This is a genomic window from Bradyrhizobium sp. AZCC 2230, from assembly GCF_036924495.1.
In the GTDB taxonomy this organism is placed as follows: domain Bacteria; phylum Pseudomonadota; class Alphaproteobacteria; order Rhizobiales; family Xanthobacteraceae; genus Bradyrhizobium; species Bradyrhizobium rifense.
The window spans coordinates 2418596-2435699 of record NZ_JAZHRS010000001.1 but is presented as its reverse complement, the minus strand read 5'-3'; the positions used below and the strand labels follow the sequence as shown (position 1 = coordinate 2435699).

Sequence of the window (17104 nt, the reverse complement as noted above, 5' to 3'; positions counted from 1 at the left end):
CATGATCATGAGCTTGCCGACGCTGCGTTACGCGGGACTGGTGCTGGCGGTGTCTGCCTTCGCGTTCGCAGGCTTGGCGCCTGGAGACTCGGCCCGTGCGGACGATCCGCCGCCGCCGCGCAACGAGGCGGCGGCGCCCGGGGGACAGAAGGGCGGGCGCGGCGGCAATGCCGCGCAGGCCTCGCCATCGGCCGCCGACCAGCATCGTCTGCCGGGCGACCAGACCACCAAGCAGACCCTCGATCTGCCGGGCCGAACGCTCAACTTTGCCGCGACCGCCGGCTCCATCCGCGTATTCGACGAGAAGGGGGAGCCGCTCGCCGACATCGCCACCACGTCTTACGAGCTCGACGGTGCCGATCGCGCCACGCGCCCGGTGACGTTCCTGTTCAACGGCGGGCCCGGCGCCTCGTCGGCGTGGCTTCAGTTCGGCGCGGCCGGGCCGTGGCGGCTGCCGCTCGACGGCGAGGGGCTATCGCCGTCGGCCTCACCCGAGGTGAAGCCCAACGCGGAGACCTGGCTCGATTTCACCGATCTCGTCTTCATCGATCCCGTCGGCACCGGCTACAGCCGTGTCATCGCGAGCGGCGAGGATGCACGCAAACGGTTCTATTCGGTCGATGGCGACGTCAACTCGATTGCGCTCGTCATCCGCCGCTGGCTCGAGAAGCACAACCGCCTGACCTCGCCGAAATATGTCGCGGGCGAGAGCTATGGCGGCATTCGCGGGCCGAAGGTCGTGCGCCAGTTGCAGATTCAGCACGGCGTCGGCGTCAAGGGATTGATCCTGGTGTCGCCGCTGCTGGATTTCCGCGAGTTCACCGGCACGAGCCTTCTGCAATATGTCGCGACCTTGCCGAGCTACGTGGCAGTCGCGCGCGAAGCCAGGGGGCCGGTCAAGCGCGCCGATCTTGCTGACGTCGAGGCCTACGCCCGCGGCGAATTTTTAGCCGATCTCGTCAAGGGCGAGGCAGACAAGGAGGCCACCAATCGCCTGGCCGACAAGGTCGCCGAGCTAACCGGCATCGATCAAGCTGTGAGCCGCAGCCTTGCCGGCCGCTTCGACGTCGGCGAATTCCGCCGCGAGCTCGACCGCAAGAACGGCATGGTGACAGGACGTTATGACGCCTCCGTGCGCGGCCTCGATCCCTATCCGGATTCGAGCAGTTCGCGCTTCGGCGATCCCTCGGGCGATGCGCTCCAGGCGCCACTGACGAGTGCCGCGGTCGATGTGCTCACGCGAAAACTGAACTGGCGGCCCGACGGTTCCTATGAAGTCCTCAACGGCGCCGTCGAGCGCAACTGGGACTTTGGTGGCGGCATCAACCCGCCGCAATCGCTGTCGGAGCTGCGCCAGATCCTCGCCACCGATGGGAAGCTGAACGTGCTGGTCGCGCACGGCCTGTTCGATCTTGCCACGCCCTATTTCGGCACGAAGCGGGCGCTCGACCAGCTGCCGGCCTTTGTGACGTCGCGGGTGAAGTTCGTCGTCTATCCCGGTGGCCACATGTTCTATTCGCGTGACGGCTCGCGACAGGCGCTGCGTGGTGAGGTCGAGGGATTGATCAGGGAGTAGGGGATCGGCGAGGCCATGCTTCATTGCATGGCGAGTGGATCCTATCGTTCTCCGCGCCGGAACGGTTGCATCAGCGCTTGCGGGACCCGCGCACGCCGCGCCATCACAAGCAGGGCGACGATCGACATCACGTAGGGAAGCATCAGGAAAAGCTGATACGGCACAGCCTTGCCAACAATATGCTGGAGGCGGAGCTGATAGGCGTCGAAGAGTGCAAACAGCAGCGCGCCGAGAAGCGCCCGTGTCGGGCGCCATGATGCGAAGACGACGAGTGCGATGCAGACCCAGCCACGTCCCTGGACCATTGTCGGGAAGAAGCTGTTGAAGGCCGACAGGGTGAGAAACGCACCGCCCAGGCCCATGAGGGCGCTGCCGAACGCGATCGCACCGACCCTGATGGCGATCGGATCAAGCCCTTGGGCCTCGGCCGCATGCGGATTCTCTCCCACGATCCTGATGGCTAGCCCCAATGGTGTGGCGCTCAGCAGGTAACCGAGCAACAGGGCGAGCAGAATCGCGACGTAGGTGGGAGCCGTCTGGTGGAACAGCGCCTCGCCGAGAAACGGAAGGTTCGAGAGCAGCGGGATCTGGAGGACCTGGAATGGCACGATTGTCGGTGGCGAACCGGACACGGGGATCGCGAGACGGAAGATGAAATAGGCCAGGCTAGACGCGAACAGCGTGATGCCGAGGCCTGCGACATGTTGGGAGACACCGAGCGGGACGGTGAGGAGCGCATGCAGCAGACCGAACGCAGCCCCAGCGAGCGCCGCGGCGAGCAGACCGAGCCAGAGATCGCCGCCATGATAGACGGTCAGCCAGCCGACCATGGCGCCGAATGTCATGATACCCTCGATGCCGAGGTTGAGAACACCCGACCGTTCGCAGAGCAGCGCGCCGAGCGTGCCGAAGATGAGCGGCGTTGCGATGCGAAGCATGGCCGCCCAGAGGCCAGCGGATGCGAAAAGGTCCAGTGCGGCGCTCAACGGCGGATCCTGTAATTGGTCAGGACCAGCGCCACCAGCACGGCCAGCAGCGACAGGGCCACGATGACATCGGCAATGAAGCTCGGCACGCCGAGCCCGCGGCTCATCCCATCCGACCCGACGAATATTGTGGCGACGAAAATGGCCGTGACCACGACGCCGATCGGGTTCAGGCCTGCGAGCATTGCGACGATGATGCCAGTGTAGCCAAAACCGGGCGACAGGTCGGTCGTGACATATCCTTTCACGCCGAGAACCTCGATCGCACCGGCAAGGCCGGCGAGGCCGCCTGAGATGCAGGCGACCTGTACGAGCAGACGATTGACCTTGATGCCGGCGAAGGTGGTCGCCGCGGGGTTGAGGCCTGCGGCGCGAGTCTCGAGGCCGAACACTGTTCGCTCCTGGACAAGCCAGATCAGGAGGGCGAGGCCGATAGCGATGAGAAATCCGATATGAAGCCTGGAGCGCGAAACGAGCTTGGGAAGAAAGGCATCACCAACGATCGGTACCGACTGGGGCCAGCCGAAGGCCATGGGGTCCTTCAGCGGGCCGTCGATCATCATCGACACCGTCAAAATCGTGATGAAATTTAATAGAAGCGTCGTAACCACTTCGTCGACGCCGAACCGCAGTCGCAGCCCGAGCGGGGCGAGCATCAATATCGCGCCGGCCGCGGCGCCCGCGACCATCAGGATCGGAATCAGTGCTGCGCCGGGCAGTTGTAGCCCATGTTGCGAGCCCAGCATCGCCGCGACAAGCGCTCCGGAATAGAACTGGCCTTCGGCACCGATATTCCACAGACGCGTCCGGAAGGCGACGGCCACCGCGAGGCCGGTGAGGATCAATGGTGTGGCCCGCGTGAGCGTTTCGGTGATCGACGATTTGGAACCGAACGCGCTGATCAGGATGCGCCGATAGGCCTCCAGGATCGGAGCGCCGGTCATCGCAATGAGAATGCCGGCAAGCAACAGCGCGACCAGGACGGCGCTGAACGGAGCCGCAACGGCGAGCGTCACTGGAACCCTGGCGCGTCGTTCGAGCCGCATCAAGCCATCTCGCTCCAGGCGCCCGCCATCATCAGGCCGAGCCGGCGTGGTTCTGCATCCTCGATCGGGATCGACGGCGAGAGACGGCCGTTCGCGATCGCCTGGACCCGATCCGCCAGTTGCAGGATCTCGTCGAGATCTTCCGAGATGAGAAGGACCCCGGCGCCGGCGCGACGTGCGGCTAGGATTTCGGCGTGGACGGCTGCAACCGCGCCTTCGTCGAGCCCGCGGGTCGGCTGGGCTGCAATCAGAATACGCGGCGAAGTCAGAAGGTTTCGTCCGAGAATGAGCTTCTGCATATTGCCGCCTGACAGCAGGCGGATCGGTGTGTCGGGCACGCCGCCGCGGACATCGAACCGCTCGATGATGGCTTTCGCAAAGGCGCGCGCACTTGACCGGCGAACCAAGCCGAAGGCTGAAAAGCGCCACTCGCCGATCCGCTCCAGCACGGAATTTTCCCACAGCGTCATGTCGCTGACCGTGCCATCGACATTCCGGTCCTCGGGAATGCGGGCAACGCCGCATACAACGAACGAGGCCGGCGTCGGCTCCGTAACGATCGCTCCAAGAAGCTCGAAGCTGCCCGCGGTCGGCTTGACGAGGCCTCCGAGAAGCCGCCCGAGCGTCGACTGGCCGTTGCCCGACACGCCGATGATGCCGAGCGTCTCGCCGGCGCGCAATTCGAAGGAAATATCCGAAAGCGGCTTGAACCCCGCGACACAGACATCTTCAGCTCGCATGACCAGCGCGCCGGGTTGTTGTGCCTCTCGGACGGGCCGCGTGACGGGCCGCCCCACCATCAGCTCGGCAAGTTCGTTCTTGTTGGTGTTCGCCGTGATGCGTTCGGCCGTAACCTTGCCGCCGCGCAACACGACGATCCGATCGGCGGCGGCAAGAATTTCATGCAGCTTGTGCGAGATGAAAATGAGCGAAAGGCCCTTCGCAGCCATGATACGCAGCGTATCGTACAGCTTCTCGGCCTCCTGCGGCGTCAGCACTGCGGTCGGTTCGTCAAGGATCAGGATGCGGGCGTCGCGATAAAGCGCCTTGAGAATCTCCACCCGCTGTCGCTCCCCGACGGAGAGATCGCCCACCCGGGCGTCGGGGTCGATCGCAAGGCCGAAACGCTTGGCGATCTCCGTGAGCTTGACGCGCGCGCGCCGCCAGTCACCTCGAAGCCGACCGATGCTCTCTGTGCCTGCAACGATGTTTTCCAGTACGGTCAGATTTGCCGCGAGTGCAAAGTGCTGATGGACCATGCCGATACCGGCGTCGATTGCTGCACGAGGGCGCCCGGGCGGCAGCTCGCGACCGAAAGCGACGACGCGACCTGCATCCGCCGCGTAGTGACCGAACAAAATGTTCATCAAGGTCGTCTTGCCGGCGCCATTCTCCCCGAGCAAAGCCAGCAATTCACCCCGCCGCAAGTTCAGCGTGACATCGTCGTTCGCGATGAGCGAACCGAAGCGTTTGGTGATCCCCTCCAGGCTGAGGACGATATCGTTCATCGCGGCAATCCGGCGATCGGCGCGGCGAAATGCCACGGCACGGCCCTTTGCAGCTGGCGCGCAAGGCGCAGCAGCAAGCCATCGGCTGCCATGGGGCCGATCAATTGCACGGACAGGGGAAGGCCCCGGTCGCCAATTCCGTGCGGGATCGACAGCGCCGGTGTGCCACCCACATTTGAAATCATCGCGTAGGGAGCGAAATCCGTCATTCGCCGCCAGTGCAGGTCGACATCGCCGTGGTCCATGGGAAAGGACCCAATGAGCGGCGGCGGCCCGCTCAACATGGGGGTGATGATCACGTCGACCTCATCGAAAAGCCGCCAGAGGGCGTGCGCGACACGGACGGCGGTGAGCTCGGCATCCTGAAGTTCGCGTGCGGTGATGGCAAGTCCACGCTGCACGACGGCGGCGGTCAGCAACTCCACGGCGGAGACGTCGTCAAGTGTCCGCGCCAGATTGACTGAGATGATCCTGTCAAAAACCAGAGCGGCGTCGCGAGCGAGAGGATTGAGAACTTCGGGACCAATATTTCTGATCGTATGGCCGGCTCCCGCCAGCACGGACCCTGCATGACGCACGGCTTCGCGATAGCTGGGCTGGATCGGCGTGCCTTCGCTGACCTCGGAGCAGAGCCCGATACGCAGGCCGTCGGGAGGAATGTCGAGGCGATCGGCCAGCGGCTTGCCAAGGTCGGGATCGGGGTAGGGACCGGCGGCCGCTCCACTACAGCAATCGAGGACGACCGCGGTGTCGCGGAGGGTGCGGCTGACGACGAGCTCGGAGGCGAGACCGCCGATGTGGTTTTGGAAGCTCGGTCCTCCAGGGACAGCACCACGACTCGGCTTCAGCCCGACGAGACCGCAACAGGCCGCCGGAACACGAATCGAACCACCGGCGTCCGTGGCGTGCGCCAGTGCCACCACCCCCGCGGCCACGGCGGCCGCGGCACCTCCGGACGATCCGCCGGGCGTCCGAGACGGATCGAGAGGATGGCGCGCGATCGGTCCCAGAGCCGGCTCGCTGCTCAGCGACAGTCCGAACTCTGGAACAGTGGTGAGGCCGAACGGAACAAGTCCGGACTTACGGAAGCGCTGCGCAAGCTCGTCATCGCTGCCGGCGGGCACCGGTTTGAGCGAGCGCGAGCCACAGACGACAGGAAGGCCCTTGGCCGCCGCGCCGAGGTCCTTCATCAGGAAAGGGACGCCCCAAAAAGGACCGCCATCTTCTTGCGCGAGCGGTCCACGGCATGCGTCGATCGCTGCGGCCTGCTGCTGACCAATGTCCTCAGCGAGGTGGCTGATCGCGCCCAACTCGCCAACGGCGCTTGCGCGCTCGAGGGCTGCTTCCAGGACTTCGCGGCTGGTCGTTCGTCCAGCACGAATGGCTGCACCGAGGGTCACACCATCCTGGGGATCGCGTGCGTCTGTCAAAATGCACATCCCCGAAGGACTGGGAGAAGCGGTGCCAGTCAACTCCTCAAGAAACTAGGTTGGTTCTTTGGGGTCGACAGGAACGGTGAAGCTGCCGGATTTGATCGCGTCCCGCTTGGCTTCCATTGCGGCGATCGATTCCGGAGCGACCAGGGCCTTGCTGAACACGACGTCGTTGCCTCCCGCCTTCATAAAGCTGAAGGAGGAGTAGTCCTTGCCCGCCTTGGCGCCAGCTTTCGCGTCGGCGATTGCCGCGTCGAGAATGGGACGGAAGTACCACATCGCGTTGGCAAACACCGTGTCCGGGTAGCGTGGCGTGTAATCCAGCAGCGACCCTATCGACTTGATCTTCTTCTCCTTGGCCGCGTCGGCCGTACCGATGCGCTCGCCAAAAAGGATGTCCGCCCCGGCGTCGATTTGCGCGAGGCCGGATTCGCGCGCCTTGGGAGGATCGAAGAAGGTGCCGATGAACCCGATCAAGAATTTGGCGTCGGGCCGGATTTCCTTGACCCCCGATCGAAACGCGTTGATCAGGATGTTGACTTCCGGAATCGGGATCGCACCGACCGTGCCGAAGGTCCCGCTCTTGGAAAGAGGCGCGGCGAGCATGCCGGCGAGATAGGCCGCCTCATGGTTCCATGTGCCGAAGGTGCCGAAATTGTCTCCTGACGGCTTGCCGCTCGATCCCATCAGAAATGCGGTTTGCGGATAGTCGGCGGCCAATTGGCGCGCCTGAGCCTCAACCGCATAGGATTCCCCGACGATCAGCTTGTGGCCTTGTTCGGCATACTCACGCATGGCGCGTGGATAGTCAGTGCCAGATACGCCTTCCGAAAACACATACTCAATGACGCCGTCCTTGGCGGCGGATTGCAGCGCTTCGTGCAGTCGTGAATTCCAGGCATTTTCGACGGGCGAGGCATGGATGCCGGCGACCTTGAGTTTCTCGGCGGCAAATGCGCGCGGCGCTGCGAGCGCAAGGCCGCCTGCTGCTGAACCCGTAAGGAATTTGCGACGTGACACTGAGAACATCATCTTCAACCATCCACGACAGTCGCTTGCGATCTCTAGGGAGAGTTGAAGTCGGAGGAAAATTTGTCAAGCCCACAGAATGGGCGCAATGTGCCCTGGCCGAGCGTGTTGGGTCTGCGCCCAGACGCGCAGTCGCTATCGCTTCTTCTTGTTTGGCTGATACCGTCGCGCGATCTCGCGCGCCACGACGGCCGCCGGCTTGACGTTGGCGCCGGCGATCCAGATGTCGCTGACCTTGCCGCGCTTGTCGCGGATGCGGCGCACCGGCTCGCCATGGCTGGAATAGCCGGCCGCCCAGGTGAGCTTGCCGGTGTCGCGGCCGGTGACCTCGATCTCGGCGGCATCCATGAACGGGTTGTTGAACTGCGGATTGGCGATCATCACCCGGTTGCCCATCGGCACGAAGTCGGTCGCGCCCCAGATCGTCCACCAGCGGCCGGTCCAGTCGCGCGCGCGCCGGTCGGGTGCGCCGCGGGTCTTGAACACGCGCAGGATCTGCATCGCGCCGTCCATCCAGAACGGGGCCACGCCGTCGATGGAGTTGCTGAGGATGCTGATCGCGAGTTCGCATCCGGGGATGGAGCAGGTCCGGGAGATGTAGCCCTGGAAGCCGCCGCCATGGCCGAACCAGTCCCAGCCGTCGGTCTTGCCGGCGTTGACGCCGAGGCCGTAATAGCCCTCGAAACTTTGCGGCACGCGCCAATGGTTGCGCGTCATCTCCCGGCGGCTCGCGACTGACAGCACGCTCTTTTTGGCGTTGGGGGCGAGCTGGGCAAAGAAGCGCGCGGTATCGGCGGCGGTGGCGACGAAGCCCGCGGCGGATGCCATCGCGTGCGCCGGATTATCGCCGGGGATGACGCAGCGCTCGCCGAGCGGCAGCTTGCGCGTATGGCCGCGCGCAAACAGCGCGCCCCTGGGAAGCGGCGCATTCGGTTCGGTCTCGCGCAGGCCTGCAGGCTCGATGATTTCGCGCTTGATCCAGGCGGAGTAGGGCTCCTTGGTCACGGCTTCGATGACGAGGCCCATCAGGCCAAAGCCGTGATTGGAATATTTGAAGCGCGTGCCGGGCTCGATCGCGGTGGGCCCCTTCAACTCAGCGAGCAGCTCCCTGGCGTTGAGATAGGGGCGGCTGTCGATGAACTGACCGGAATCGGCGCCGTCGCGCGTCAGCCCGGCGCTGTGCGAGAGCACCTGCGCAATCGTGGTCTCGGCCACGCGCGGATGCAGGCCGCTCACATGCTGGCCAACGGGATCGTCGAGCCTGAGCTTGCGCTGCTCGCGCAGCTTCATGATGCCGGCCGAGGTAAAGCTCTTCGAGTGCGAGGCGATGCGGAAGCGGTGGCGCGGAGTGAGCTTCTCGCCGGTGTCGAGATTGGCAAGACCGAACGCGTGCTCGGCGACGACCTCGCCGCGGTGAACGAACGCGACCATGACGCCGGGCTGCTGGAGGGTGGTCTGCTGGAATTCGATCCAGGAGCTGATGTAGTCGATCGCGGATCGCAGCCACGTGTCCATTGTGCTACCGGTTTGCGAGGAGATCGGTGCAAGAAGCTAGCCGAGAAAGCAGAACGGGCACAACCCCACGGTTGTGCCCGTTCGCTTCGGTCGAAGATGCTATATCTCAGTAGACGAGCGTCGCGCCGGTCGGCTTGTCGAGCGCGGCAGCAAGCGAGCGATACTCGGAGCTGTCGGTGCCGGCGAGCATGGCGATCTTGTTCAGATGATACTGCGCCTGTTCGCGGTTGCCCTGCTCGAGCTGCCAGAGGCCGTAATACTGCCAGGTGCGGACGTGGTTCGGATCGTCCTTCAGCGCGATCTCATAGTAGACCTTCGACGACTGGTAGTCGCCGAGCTTGCGATAGGAGTAGCCGATCAGGTTCGCCACGTCGGCGACGTCGTCACGCTTGAGCTGCTTCAGCTGGCCGATCGCGCCCGTGTAGTCGTTCTTGTCGTAGATCGTGGTGTAGGCGGTGCGATAGGCCGCGAGGAATTTTGGATCGCTGACGGAAGAGCTCTTCTTCTTCTTCTCTTTCTTGGTCGAGCTGTCCGACTTCGGCGGCGACGAGGGATCATCGCTACCGGCGGCATAGGCGCTGGTCAGCACCGGTCCGGCCGCCAACGCCATCGAGACAAGTCCCGGTACCAGCAGCATTGAAAGTTTGCGCATCTAAGTTTCTCCCGAATGGAACGTGGCGATCCTACACGATTGCCCAAAGACCGGAACACCCGGCAGACAAAAACATTCCCCGCCGTCCCCGGCGGTTTGGCCCTCAGACGACAAGATGACAAACTTGTCATCCAGATGAACGGAAGCCTGCAGCGGGCTTCAGACTGGGTTCAGCGCGCTCCCCCTAGGCTCTGACCCATGATCGAAGGGTTGGCGAAAGGGCGCCGCCTCAAGATCCTTCCAAGAGGAGACCAACCATGTTGAAGACCATTTCCGCAGCCTTGCTCGCAGCCTCCGTCATCGCAGCCCCGGCCTTCGCAGCTGAAGCCGGCAAGACCACGACGGCCGCACCGGTGATCAAGGCGGACCAGACCCAGAGCAAGGTCTCGACCACCGCCGCCAAGCCCAACGCCGGCGTCAAGGCCGACGGCAAGGCCGCCGACGTCAAGTCGACTGCCAAGCCGGATGTGAAGGCCGATGCCAAGGTCGATACCAAGACCAAGTCGATGAACGCCAACGCCGCGATCACGCCGGACGAGCACAAGACCGTGCGGACGCATCGCCATCACCACAAGCATCTGTCGGCCAAGAAGTCGCTGAAGACGCCGTCGGCCCTCACCAAGCCGGTGACCACCGAGAAGCGCAGCTAAAAACTGATCCCGCGCGGCGGCATCCCTGGATTGCCCTGCTGCCGCGTGCGGAGTTCAGGCCCGGCTCGCTCGTCACGCCCCGCGCGCAAGCGCGAGGCGCTGGCGGCGGGCCGGTGCGCCGTTTGCCGCAACGAATTCGCTGGGTTTGCAGACCGCAAACAGCAATCTCGAAAACAACCCCATGCACAGTAGACGACGGCAGATGAATCAACGGGTTGAGGGACACCTGCCTACGGATTTTACGAATCCGGTTGACTCGTCGGGCAAAACACCTCTAGACATGCATCATTGCAAACCTTGGGACTGGAACACTCCAAGTCGATTGAGCGGCGAGCGCGAACTGTGGGGCGATTGGCGAAGCGTGCGGCGAGCCTGGCACTGATCCTGGCGTTGCCGCTGGCCCTCGCGGCATGCTTCGGCAGCGACGGTGATCGTCCCAGCCTGATCGAGGGGAGCCAGGCCGGAGGCCCGCAGCCGTTTCCGGAAAATTTCCGCAGCGACGCGCTGGCCCTGATGCGCAGCTATCTCAACAATCCCGTCGGCGTGCGCGACGCCAGCATGGCCGATCCGGTGCTGCGGGAGATCGGCGGGCGGCAGTTCTATATCAGCTGCCTGCACTTCACGCCGCGCGAGACCGATGGCACCTACAAGGCGATGCGTGAGCGCGCCATCGTCTACGTCAACGGCCGGGCCGACCGCGTCATCGATCGCGCCAACGAGATCTGCGCCGGCGCGGTTTACGCACCCTTTCCAGAACTGGAAAAGATGACGCGGTAGCGCAAAGCCCGCCTTCATTGGGCGGTGCTAGGACAAAGTCCGCCGGAGCTGCTGGATCACATTTCGGCGAGCTTTGAACGGATCGGTTTTGCCTTGCGACAAATCGTTACAGCTGGACTTGTGCGGACAACAAAATCGGTCGGCGCAGGCCGGTGTGATGGAACAAAAGCGCGATGTTGCCGCTCCGTCACAGTTGCGAACGATCAACGTTCCGGCATCGCCGCGAAGCAACCAAATTCACGCCACGTTGTTTCCTGAGGGTCGATTTGAAAGACACGGGGATGACCATGAAGACGATTTTGCTCGGTGCAGCAGCTCTGCTCGCGCTGGCCGCACCGGCGGCCGCAGCGGACATGCAGCCGCGCACCTACACCAAGGCTCCCGCCTACACACCGCCGCAGGTGATCTACAACTGGACCGGCTTCTACATCGGCGGCCATGTCGGCGGCGCCTTCGCCGGTGACAGCAGCTTCCAGTCGAGCAACGCCCGCTTCCTGGGCGGCGTGCAGGGCGGCTTCGACTACCAGTTCGCGCCCAATTGGGTGGTGGGTGTCGAAGCCCAGTATTCCTGGCTGCCGACCAATAATAACGGTGTTTCGTTCCCGCTGGGCACGCAGGTGACCTCCAACACCGACCAGCTCGGCTCGGTGACCGGCCGCGTCGGCTACACATGGGGCCCGGCGCTGGTCTACGCCAAGGGCGGTTACGCCTGGCGTAACGGCGGCCTCGGCGTCAACATCGCCGGCGTGCCTCAAGCCTTCACCACGACCGGCAACAGCAAGGACGGCTACACCGTCGGCGCCGGCCTTGAATACATGTTCGCGCCGAATTGGTCGGCCAAGGCCGAATACCAGTATTACAACTTTGGCAGCACGACGATCACATCCGGTCCGGCCGACGTCGTCGGCGTCCGCGGCCGGGAGGACGAGCATACCGTCAAGGTCGGTGTGAACTACCGCTTCGGTTGGGGCGGTCCGGCGGCCTCGCGCTACTGACCCGCCGCGCACTGCACGACCACGATCCGACAAAGGCCGGCTTCCCGCCGGCCTTTCGTTTGCCGGTACTGGCCGAAATAGGCCATTCGCAAATGCGAAACAGGCCACTCCAAGAACGGGGGTAAAAATACCTTGTAGCTAGGGAAAAATTGCCCATTTGGCCGGTTATCCAACACGGATTGTCACAATTTCCAATTGCGTCATCGAGGATTCGTGAGATGCTGGAACTCCAAAAAAGCACGAAATCGGGGGGAATTTGTGCGCTTACAGGATGCCGCCAAAGGCCTTACCCGGCTTTCCTAATGCAGAGTCGGCCAAGCCAAAAACTCCCATCACCAAGAACGGGAAGAAGCTCCGGAAGCGATGGAAAGACCCTGATGGCACGATTTATGAGTGGGATTATCAACACGGCACTGTAGAGAAGTACGACAGGCAAGGACGCCATCAGGGCGAGTATCGCCCCGATGGCAGGAAAATAGGACCACCACTCATCCGAAGGATTCGGCCATGAAAGCGTCGCACCGATTAGTTGGGTACGATCGTCGGACCGAACTAGAGAAATTCGAATTGCCCATTCCAGAGCGCATGTTCGGAGAAGTTCGAACGGTCGTTACCTTGGACGATGACGATCCTAATGCCGCTGGCTGTTATGAGCTGACAAACGATCAAGCCCGTTTGATCGCCACAATGGCGCACCGGGGACAGATCCCGACCGGGCTTGATTTCTTTCTTGAGGCATATGCCGCCTAGCTTCTGCCGCCCTGAATTACCGTGAAGTTACGGCGGCGATCTGGCGGCGTCGCAGGCGCCACCGCGAGCGCAACGTCAACAAGCTGGTCAATGCTCCACGCCTGTCAGCAAGCCCCAGCGCCTTTGCTGGCGTCGTGCGCAGGGCTTCATGGGGTCGGCAGAGATTGTAATGGGCGACGTACAGCGCAACGGCCGCAACGTGATTGTCCAGCTTCTTGCTAAAGCCGTTCGTCAGTCGCGCGAACCGGCGCGACGCCATGCGGAGCGAAAGGTTCTGGCGCTCGACATAGCTGGTCGAAACGTACTGCCCTGGGTCGCCTGATACTACCTCACGGCGGCTTACCGCCACTACTCGAGCCGGGCGGTAGCGGGTGACCGCGTCCTTGGCCAAATTGGTTACGCTGTAGGTCTTTGCGATGACGCCATGCGGGGCGCTCGGACTGAAGGCGTCGTCGTCTTGCGCTTGTTTGCCTTGCGTGAACCATCTGGCGCGTCATTTGCAAGCAAACAGTCTGGCGCGCGCCTTCTCACGCGTGTCACGGGGATCGGGTAAAGCAAAAATAATTTTTGCGACTTACGGAACTCGCGCTCCGGAAAGCGTTATTACTGAATTGCCGGGCTGGTGGGACAACGAACATGCGTATCTTGGCGTCGGTGGTGGTGGTCTCGTGCTTCGTCGCCCTGCCGTGCTCTGCCCAAACAATCCTCAAATCCGAGCCTCTGATGTTGGCACCTTACGAGGTCGCCTTCGTGAAGGACGCCTCCTGTCCGTCGGGCAAGGTGCTGAAGGTGACGGGGGCGATCCGCGGGCTGCACCGCCGCAAGGCCTGCGTGGCGCTGGCCGGTGAGCAGGCATCGCTCGCGACCGCGACGCCCTGAGGCACTCGGCCAGCCTTTGGCCAAATCTCACGAGTTGAGCTGAAGCTCCATCCTGGATTCCCGCTCAGCGTCGGCCTTGTTCTTGGCGGGGTCCTCGCCTTGGGCCGCCTGACACGATTTGATCTCATAGTCGTTGTCGAGCACCCGACGCGGACCCTGCCGCTCATCGTCGGTGCCGACGTCCACGACCAGGCCGCTCCGTTGCGCGAGCTTCCAGATGTCGGCCTCATCAGGATAGGCTTTGCTGATCTGGCTGTCGTTGCAGAACAGGGCGTAGGGCATGCTTCCCGCTCCTGGAAAGCGCGTTAACGACTTCATGGCGCGAGGGGTTCCAGGTTGATCACGGGGCCGTGATCGGTAACCGTGAGCGAGGGTGGGGCAGCCGGCCCTGAGTCCTTAACGAGTCCTGAATCCCCAAAAAAAGAAACTTTGGGACTCGTTTGGCGGAATCAGCGGATGTTTCCGGCCATGACGACCGACCTGAAAACCTGCTGCGGGCACATGCTTCTGCCACTGACGCTGGCACTTTTCGGTGCCTGCGCAGCCAATCTCTGGCTGGTCTGGTCCTGGCTGTAAGCCTCGGCTGCCAGGCGGTGGACGCCTCATTTGTCTGCTTCCGGACGCAGGGACGGGTCGCGGATCGCAGCGCGGAGCTTGGTCAGTGTCGCCGCACAATATTCCTCGCGCTCCCGCTCAAAGCGCTCCTGATGCTTTCTGAAATTGGCGATGCGGGCCTGCATCTCGCTGCGGACATCGCTGCCCGTCCGTGGCGGGGGGACAGGCAGGGGCTGCGGCGGCGGGGCGACCGGCGGCGGATCGGCCTGCCGCGCCTCGAACGCGACGGTCACGGTCTGGACGGAGACGATTTCCGCCGCCACGACCGGCGCAGTTCTAGCGGTATCCGGCTGACGGACGTCGTCCTTCTTGCCGGAAACCGATTGGACGAAGGCCAGTGTCTGCGCGATCAGCGCGTCGCGCTCTCTGATCCACTTCATGATCCACCACCTTGTTAGAGCTATTCCATCAAAGCCGGGGCGCCGAATCAAGCAGGCTGTCTGCAGGGGATTGCATATTTTTCCCGTACGCCCGACATTGGACGGATGGATTCGAAGGCCGACCCGTCGGAGGAAGCGCAGGGCCTGCGGCTCGTACGCGCCTTTCTGTCGTTGCCGCCTGACAAGCGGGCGGAGGTGATCGCGTTCGTCGAGGATCTGGTGCGCGCCAATGCCCGGCCCGAGGAGGGCCGGGAGATTTCACCCACGTGAGCAGGTTTCCCGGACGCGCGCGATTGGTGCCGAGCCGGCCGCGCGGCATCGGATAACTCCTGAAGACGACCCAACCTTACGCCAGGCTTACGGACGAGCGCCGTAAAGTTATTTTTTCGTAACCCTGCCCCCGCCATTCAGTATTAAATTTTAACATTGGCCGGTTCCAATGGCGCCGCTGGGGCTGCTTCGGTCGCGTGGGCCGAAAATCATTGGAAGGCAGGGATGAGTTTTTTGAATAATTTGAAGATCGTGTTGAAGGTTGCGCTGATCGTGGCCGTCATGGGCTGTGCGATGGTCGCCATCGCCGGGTTCGGTACGCGCGAACTCTCCGCGACCGTCGACGGGTTCGGCGAGCTTGTCGCCGAGCAATCGTCGGCGCTCAACCTGACGCGGGCCCAGCGCCGCGCCGAGACCTATCACGCGGCTCTCTATGCGGTCATGACCGAGACGACTGAGGCGGGTAACGCCAACCGCCTGAAGATCGCGACCCAGAACCGCGATGAAATTCGTCAATTCCTCGATGCGGCCGAGCAGGACAATCCGGCGCGCGTGACCGAGATCAGGAGCATCGGCAATCAATTGAAAGCCGTGTTCAGCAGTTGCGATCCGGTGCTCCAGGCCGGAGCCGCCGCGAACAGCACGGAAGAGAATGCCAAGGCTGCCGACCGTGCGCACAAAGAGTGCGACCCGGTGATCGACGCGGCCCTGACGCGCATTGCCCAGTTTGTGTCCGAGACCTCCCAGGCGGTTGCCAAGCGCAAGGAAGCCATCGACCGCGACGCCAAATCCGCAACATGGACTGTGATGGGCGTCAGCGCCGGTGGTCTCGTGTTGGGCATTGCGATCGCACTGTTCATCGGCCTGAAGGCGATGTCGCAGCCGATCGCTCGGCTCAAGCTCGCCATGGAGGGCCTCGCCCGCAACGATCTCAAGACCGAGGTGCCCGAGAAGGACCGCCGCGACGAGATCGGCGACATGGCCAAGACGGTCGAGGTGTTCAAGACCAACGCGCTCGAGGTCGAGCGGCTCAAGGCGGCGCAAGCCGACACTGAGCGGCAGGCCGCCGAGCAGCGCCGCCGCGACATGGTCAACCTGGCCGACGGTTTTGAGCGCGCGGTGGGCGAGATCATCGAAACCGTTGGATCCGCATCCACCGAGCTCGAAGCATCGTCCTCGACGCTGGCAACCACCGCGCATCGCGCGCAGGAGCTGACCTCGGTCGTCGTCATCGCTTCGGGCGAAGCCACCGGCAACGTCCAGTCGGTTGCGAGTGCGACCGAGGAATTGTCCTCCTCGGTCAACGAGATCAGCCGGCAGGTGCAGGAATCCGCGCGGATGGCGAGCGAAGCCGTCAACCAGGCCCGCACCACAACCGAACGGGTCAGCGAGCTCTCGGTCGCGGCGACGCGCATCGGTGATGTCGTCGAGTTGATCAACACCATCGCCGGCCAGACCAATCTTTTGGCGCTGAACGCGACCATCGAGGCTGCGCGTGCCGGAGAAGCCGGCCGCGGCTTTGCGGTCGTCGCCTCCGAGGTGAAGACGCTGGCGGAGCAGACCGCGAAAGCGACCGGCGAGATCAGCCAGCAGATTTCCGGCATCCAGACCGCGACGCAGGAATCCGTCAACGCGATCCGCGACATCTCCGCGACCATCGAGCGGCTGTCGGAAGTGTCCTCGACCATTGCCGCCGCGGTCGAGGAGCAGGGCGCCGCGACCCAGGAGATCTCGCGCAACGTGCAGCAGGCCGCGCACGGCACCCAGCAGGTCTCGGCCAACATCGGTGACGTGCAGCGCGGCGCGGCCGAGACCGGCTCGGCGTCCTCGCAGGTGCTTTCGACCGCGAAGATGCTGGCGACCGACAGCACCCGGCTGAAGGACGAAGTCGGAAAATTCCTGCGGACGGTGCGCGCGGCCTGATCCGCACGACATTCAGGGCCCGGCGGCCTCGCGCCGCCGGCACGCCGCCGCTCCTATTGCGGCAGCAAGAGCGCCATTGCGACCGCGAAGAGGAAGAGCGTCGCCACGACGGCCGCCACC

Annotated in this window: 18 protein-coding genes and 1 pseudogene; 9 read left to right on the top strand and 10 right to left on the bottom strand. The window is 63.6% G+C overall.

Annotated elements, in window-relative coordinates; all coding sequences use genetic code 11:
- Nucleotide 1 precedes the first annotated feature (1 nt).
- Nucleotides 2-1576, top strand: coding sequence for a S10 family peptidase (locus tag V1280_RS11890; RefSeq protein WP_334523429.1), 1575 nt, complete (start codon nucleotides 2-4; stop codon nucleotides 1574-1576).
- A gap of 41 nt (nucleotides 1577-1617) precedes the next feature.
- Here V1280_RS11890 and V1280_RS11885 read toward each other — a convergent pair whose 3' ends face one another.
- The 7 genes from V1280_RS11885 to V1280_RS11855 form a co-directional block, all read right to left on the bottom strand.
- Nucleotides 1618-2514 (bottom strand): ABC transporter permease, encoded by an 897-nt coding sequence (locus tag V1280_RS11885; RefSeq protein ID WP_442895229.1) that lies wholly within the window; start codon nucleotides 2512-2514, stop codon nucleotides 1618-1620.
- A gap of 44 nt (nucleotides 2515-2558) precedes the next feature.
- Nucleotides 2559-3608, bottom strand: coding sequence for an ABC transporter permease (locus tag V1280_RS11880; RefSeq protein ID WP_334523423.1), 1050 nt, complete (start codon nucleotides 3606-3608; stop codon nucleotides 2559-2561).
- Nucleotides 3608-5116: an ABC transporter ATP-binding protein gene (locus tag V1280_RS11875; RefSeq protein ID WP_334523420.1), complete on the bottom strand. Its 1509-nt coding sequence runs from the start codon at nucleotides 5114-5116 to the stop codon at nucleotides 3608-3610. The genes V1280_RS11880 and V1280_RS11875 overlap by 1 nt, the downstream gene beginning before the upstream one ends.
- On the bottom strand, nucleotides 5113-6546 hold the full coding sequence (locus tag V1280_RS11870; protein WP_334523417.1) for an amidase: 1434 nt from the start codon (nucleotides 6544-6546) through the stop codon (nucleotides 5113-5115). Before V1280_RS11870 ends, V1280_RS11875 begins: the two co-directional genes overlap by 4 nt.
- A 54-nt stretch (nucleotides 6547-6600) precedes the next feature.
- Entirely contained in the window at nucleotides 6601-7581 is a 981-nt protein-coding gene (locus tag V1280_RS11865; protein WP_334523414.1) for a BMP family protein, read from the bottom strand.
- A 132-nt stretch (nucleotides 7582-7713) separates the two neighbouring features.
- A complete protein-coding gene (locus V1280_RS11860; RefSeq protein WP_334523411.1) occupies nucleotides 7714-9093 on the bottom strand; it encodes a serine hydrolase domain-containing protein in 1380 nt (459 codons plus the stop codon).
- Nucleotides 9094-9199: 106 nt separating this feature from the next.
- Complete coding sequence (locus V1280_RS11855; protein WP_334523408.1) at nucleotides 9200-9745, bottom strand: tetratricopeptide repeat protein; 546 nt, start codon at nucleotides 9743-9745, stop codon at nucleotides 9200-9202.
- A 257-nt stretch (nucleotides 9746-10002) separates the two neighbouring features.
- Here V1280_RS11855 and V1280_RS11850 point away from each other — a divergent pair, with 257 nt between their 5' ends.
- The 5 genes from V1280_RS11850 (at nucleotide 10003) to V1280_RS11835 (ending at nucleotide 12917) form a co-directional block, all read left to right on the top strand.
- Complete coding sequence (locus V1280_RS11850; protein WP_334523405.1) at nucleotides 10003-10395, top strand: His-rich protein BRANT; 393 nt, start codon at nucleotides 10003-10005, stop codon at nucleotides 10393-10395.
- A gap of 342 nt (nucleotides 10396-10737) precedes the next feature.
- On the top strand, nucleotides 10738-11172 hold the full coding sequence (locus tag V1280_RS11845) for a hypothetical protein (protein ID WP_334523403.1): 435 nt from the start codon (nucleotides 10738-10740) through the stop codon (nucleotides 11170-11172).
- 287 nt (nucleotides 11173-11459) lie between these two features.
- Nucleotides 11460-12167: an outer membrane protein gene (locus V1280_RS11840; protein WP_334523400.1), complete on the top strand. Its 708-nt coding sequence runs from the start codon at nucleotides 11460-11462 to the stop codon at nucleotides 12165-12167.
- A 271-nt stretch (nucleotides 12168-12438) separates the two neighbouring features.
- The gene (locus V1280_RS46780; RefSeq protein ID WP_442895121.1) at nucleotides 12439-12678 is read left to right on the top strand and encodes a colicin E3/pyocin S6 family cytotoxin; all 240 of its coding nucleotides are present in this window, start codon (nucleotides 12439-12441) and stop codon (nucleotides 12676-12678) included.
- Nucleotides 12675-12917: a DUF7683 domain-containing protein gene (locus V1280_RS11835; protein ID WP_334523398.1), complete on the top strand. Its 243-nt coding sequence runs from the start codon at nucleotides 12675-12677 to the stop codon at nucleotides 12915-12917. The genes V1280_RS46780 and V1280_RS11835 overlap by 4 nt, the downstream gene beginning before the upstream one ends.
- On the opposite strand, the pseudogene V1280_RS11830 reads toward V1280_RS11835, so the two are convergent.
- Nucleotides 12914-13368: pseudogene (locus V1280_RS11830) on the bottom strand (hypothetical protein); the annotation flags it as partial. The gene V1280_RS11835 and the pseudogene V1280_RS11830 sit on opposite strands and share 4 nt — an antisense overlap.
- Before the next feature lie 185 nt (nucleotides 13369-13553).
- Here V1280_RS11830 and V1280_RS11825 point away from each other — a divergent pair.
- Nucleotides 13554-13796: a DUF6719 family protein gene (locus tag V1280_RS11825; protein ID WP_195803836.1), complete on the top strand. Its 243-nt coding sequence runs from the start codon at nucleotides 13554-13556 to the stop codon at nucleotides 13794-13796.
- 27 nt (nucleotides 13797-13823) lie between these two features.
- Here the strand turns inward: V1280_RS11825 and V1280_RS11820 are convergent, their stop codons facing one another.
- Nucleotides 13824-14078 (bottom strand): hypothetical protein, encoded by a 255-nt coding sequence (locus V1280_RS11820; protein ID WP_334523393.1) that lies wholly within the window; start codon nucleotides 14076-14078, stop codon nucleotides 13824-13826.
- A gap of 320 nt (nucleotides 14079-14398) precedes the next feature.
- Nucleotides 14399-14791: a hypothetical protein gene (locus tag V1280_RS11815; RefSeq protein ID WP_334523390.1), complete on the bottom strand. Its 393-nt coding sequence runs from the start codon at nucleotides 14789-14791 to the stop codon at nucleotides 14399-14401.
- 105 nt (nucleotides 14792-14896) lie between these two features.
- Here V1280_RS11815 and V1280_RS11810 point away from each other — a divergent pair, with 105 nt between their 5' ends.
- Complete coding sequence (locus tag V1280_RS11810; RefSeq protein WP_334523388.1) at nucleotides 14897-15061, top strand: hypothetical protein; 165 nt, start codon at nucleotides 14897-14899, stop codon at nucleotides 15059-15061.
- A 225-nt stretch (nucleotides 15062-15286) separates the two neighbouring features.
- Nucleotides 15287-16984: a methyl-accepting chemotaxis protein gene (locus V1280_RS11805; RefSeq protein WP_334523385.1), complete on the top strand. Its 1698-nt coding sequence runs from the start codon at nucleotides 15287-15289 to the stop codon at nucleotides 16982-16984.
- The last annotated feature ends 120 nt before the right edge of the window (nucleotides 16985-17104 follow it).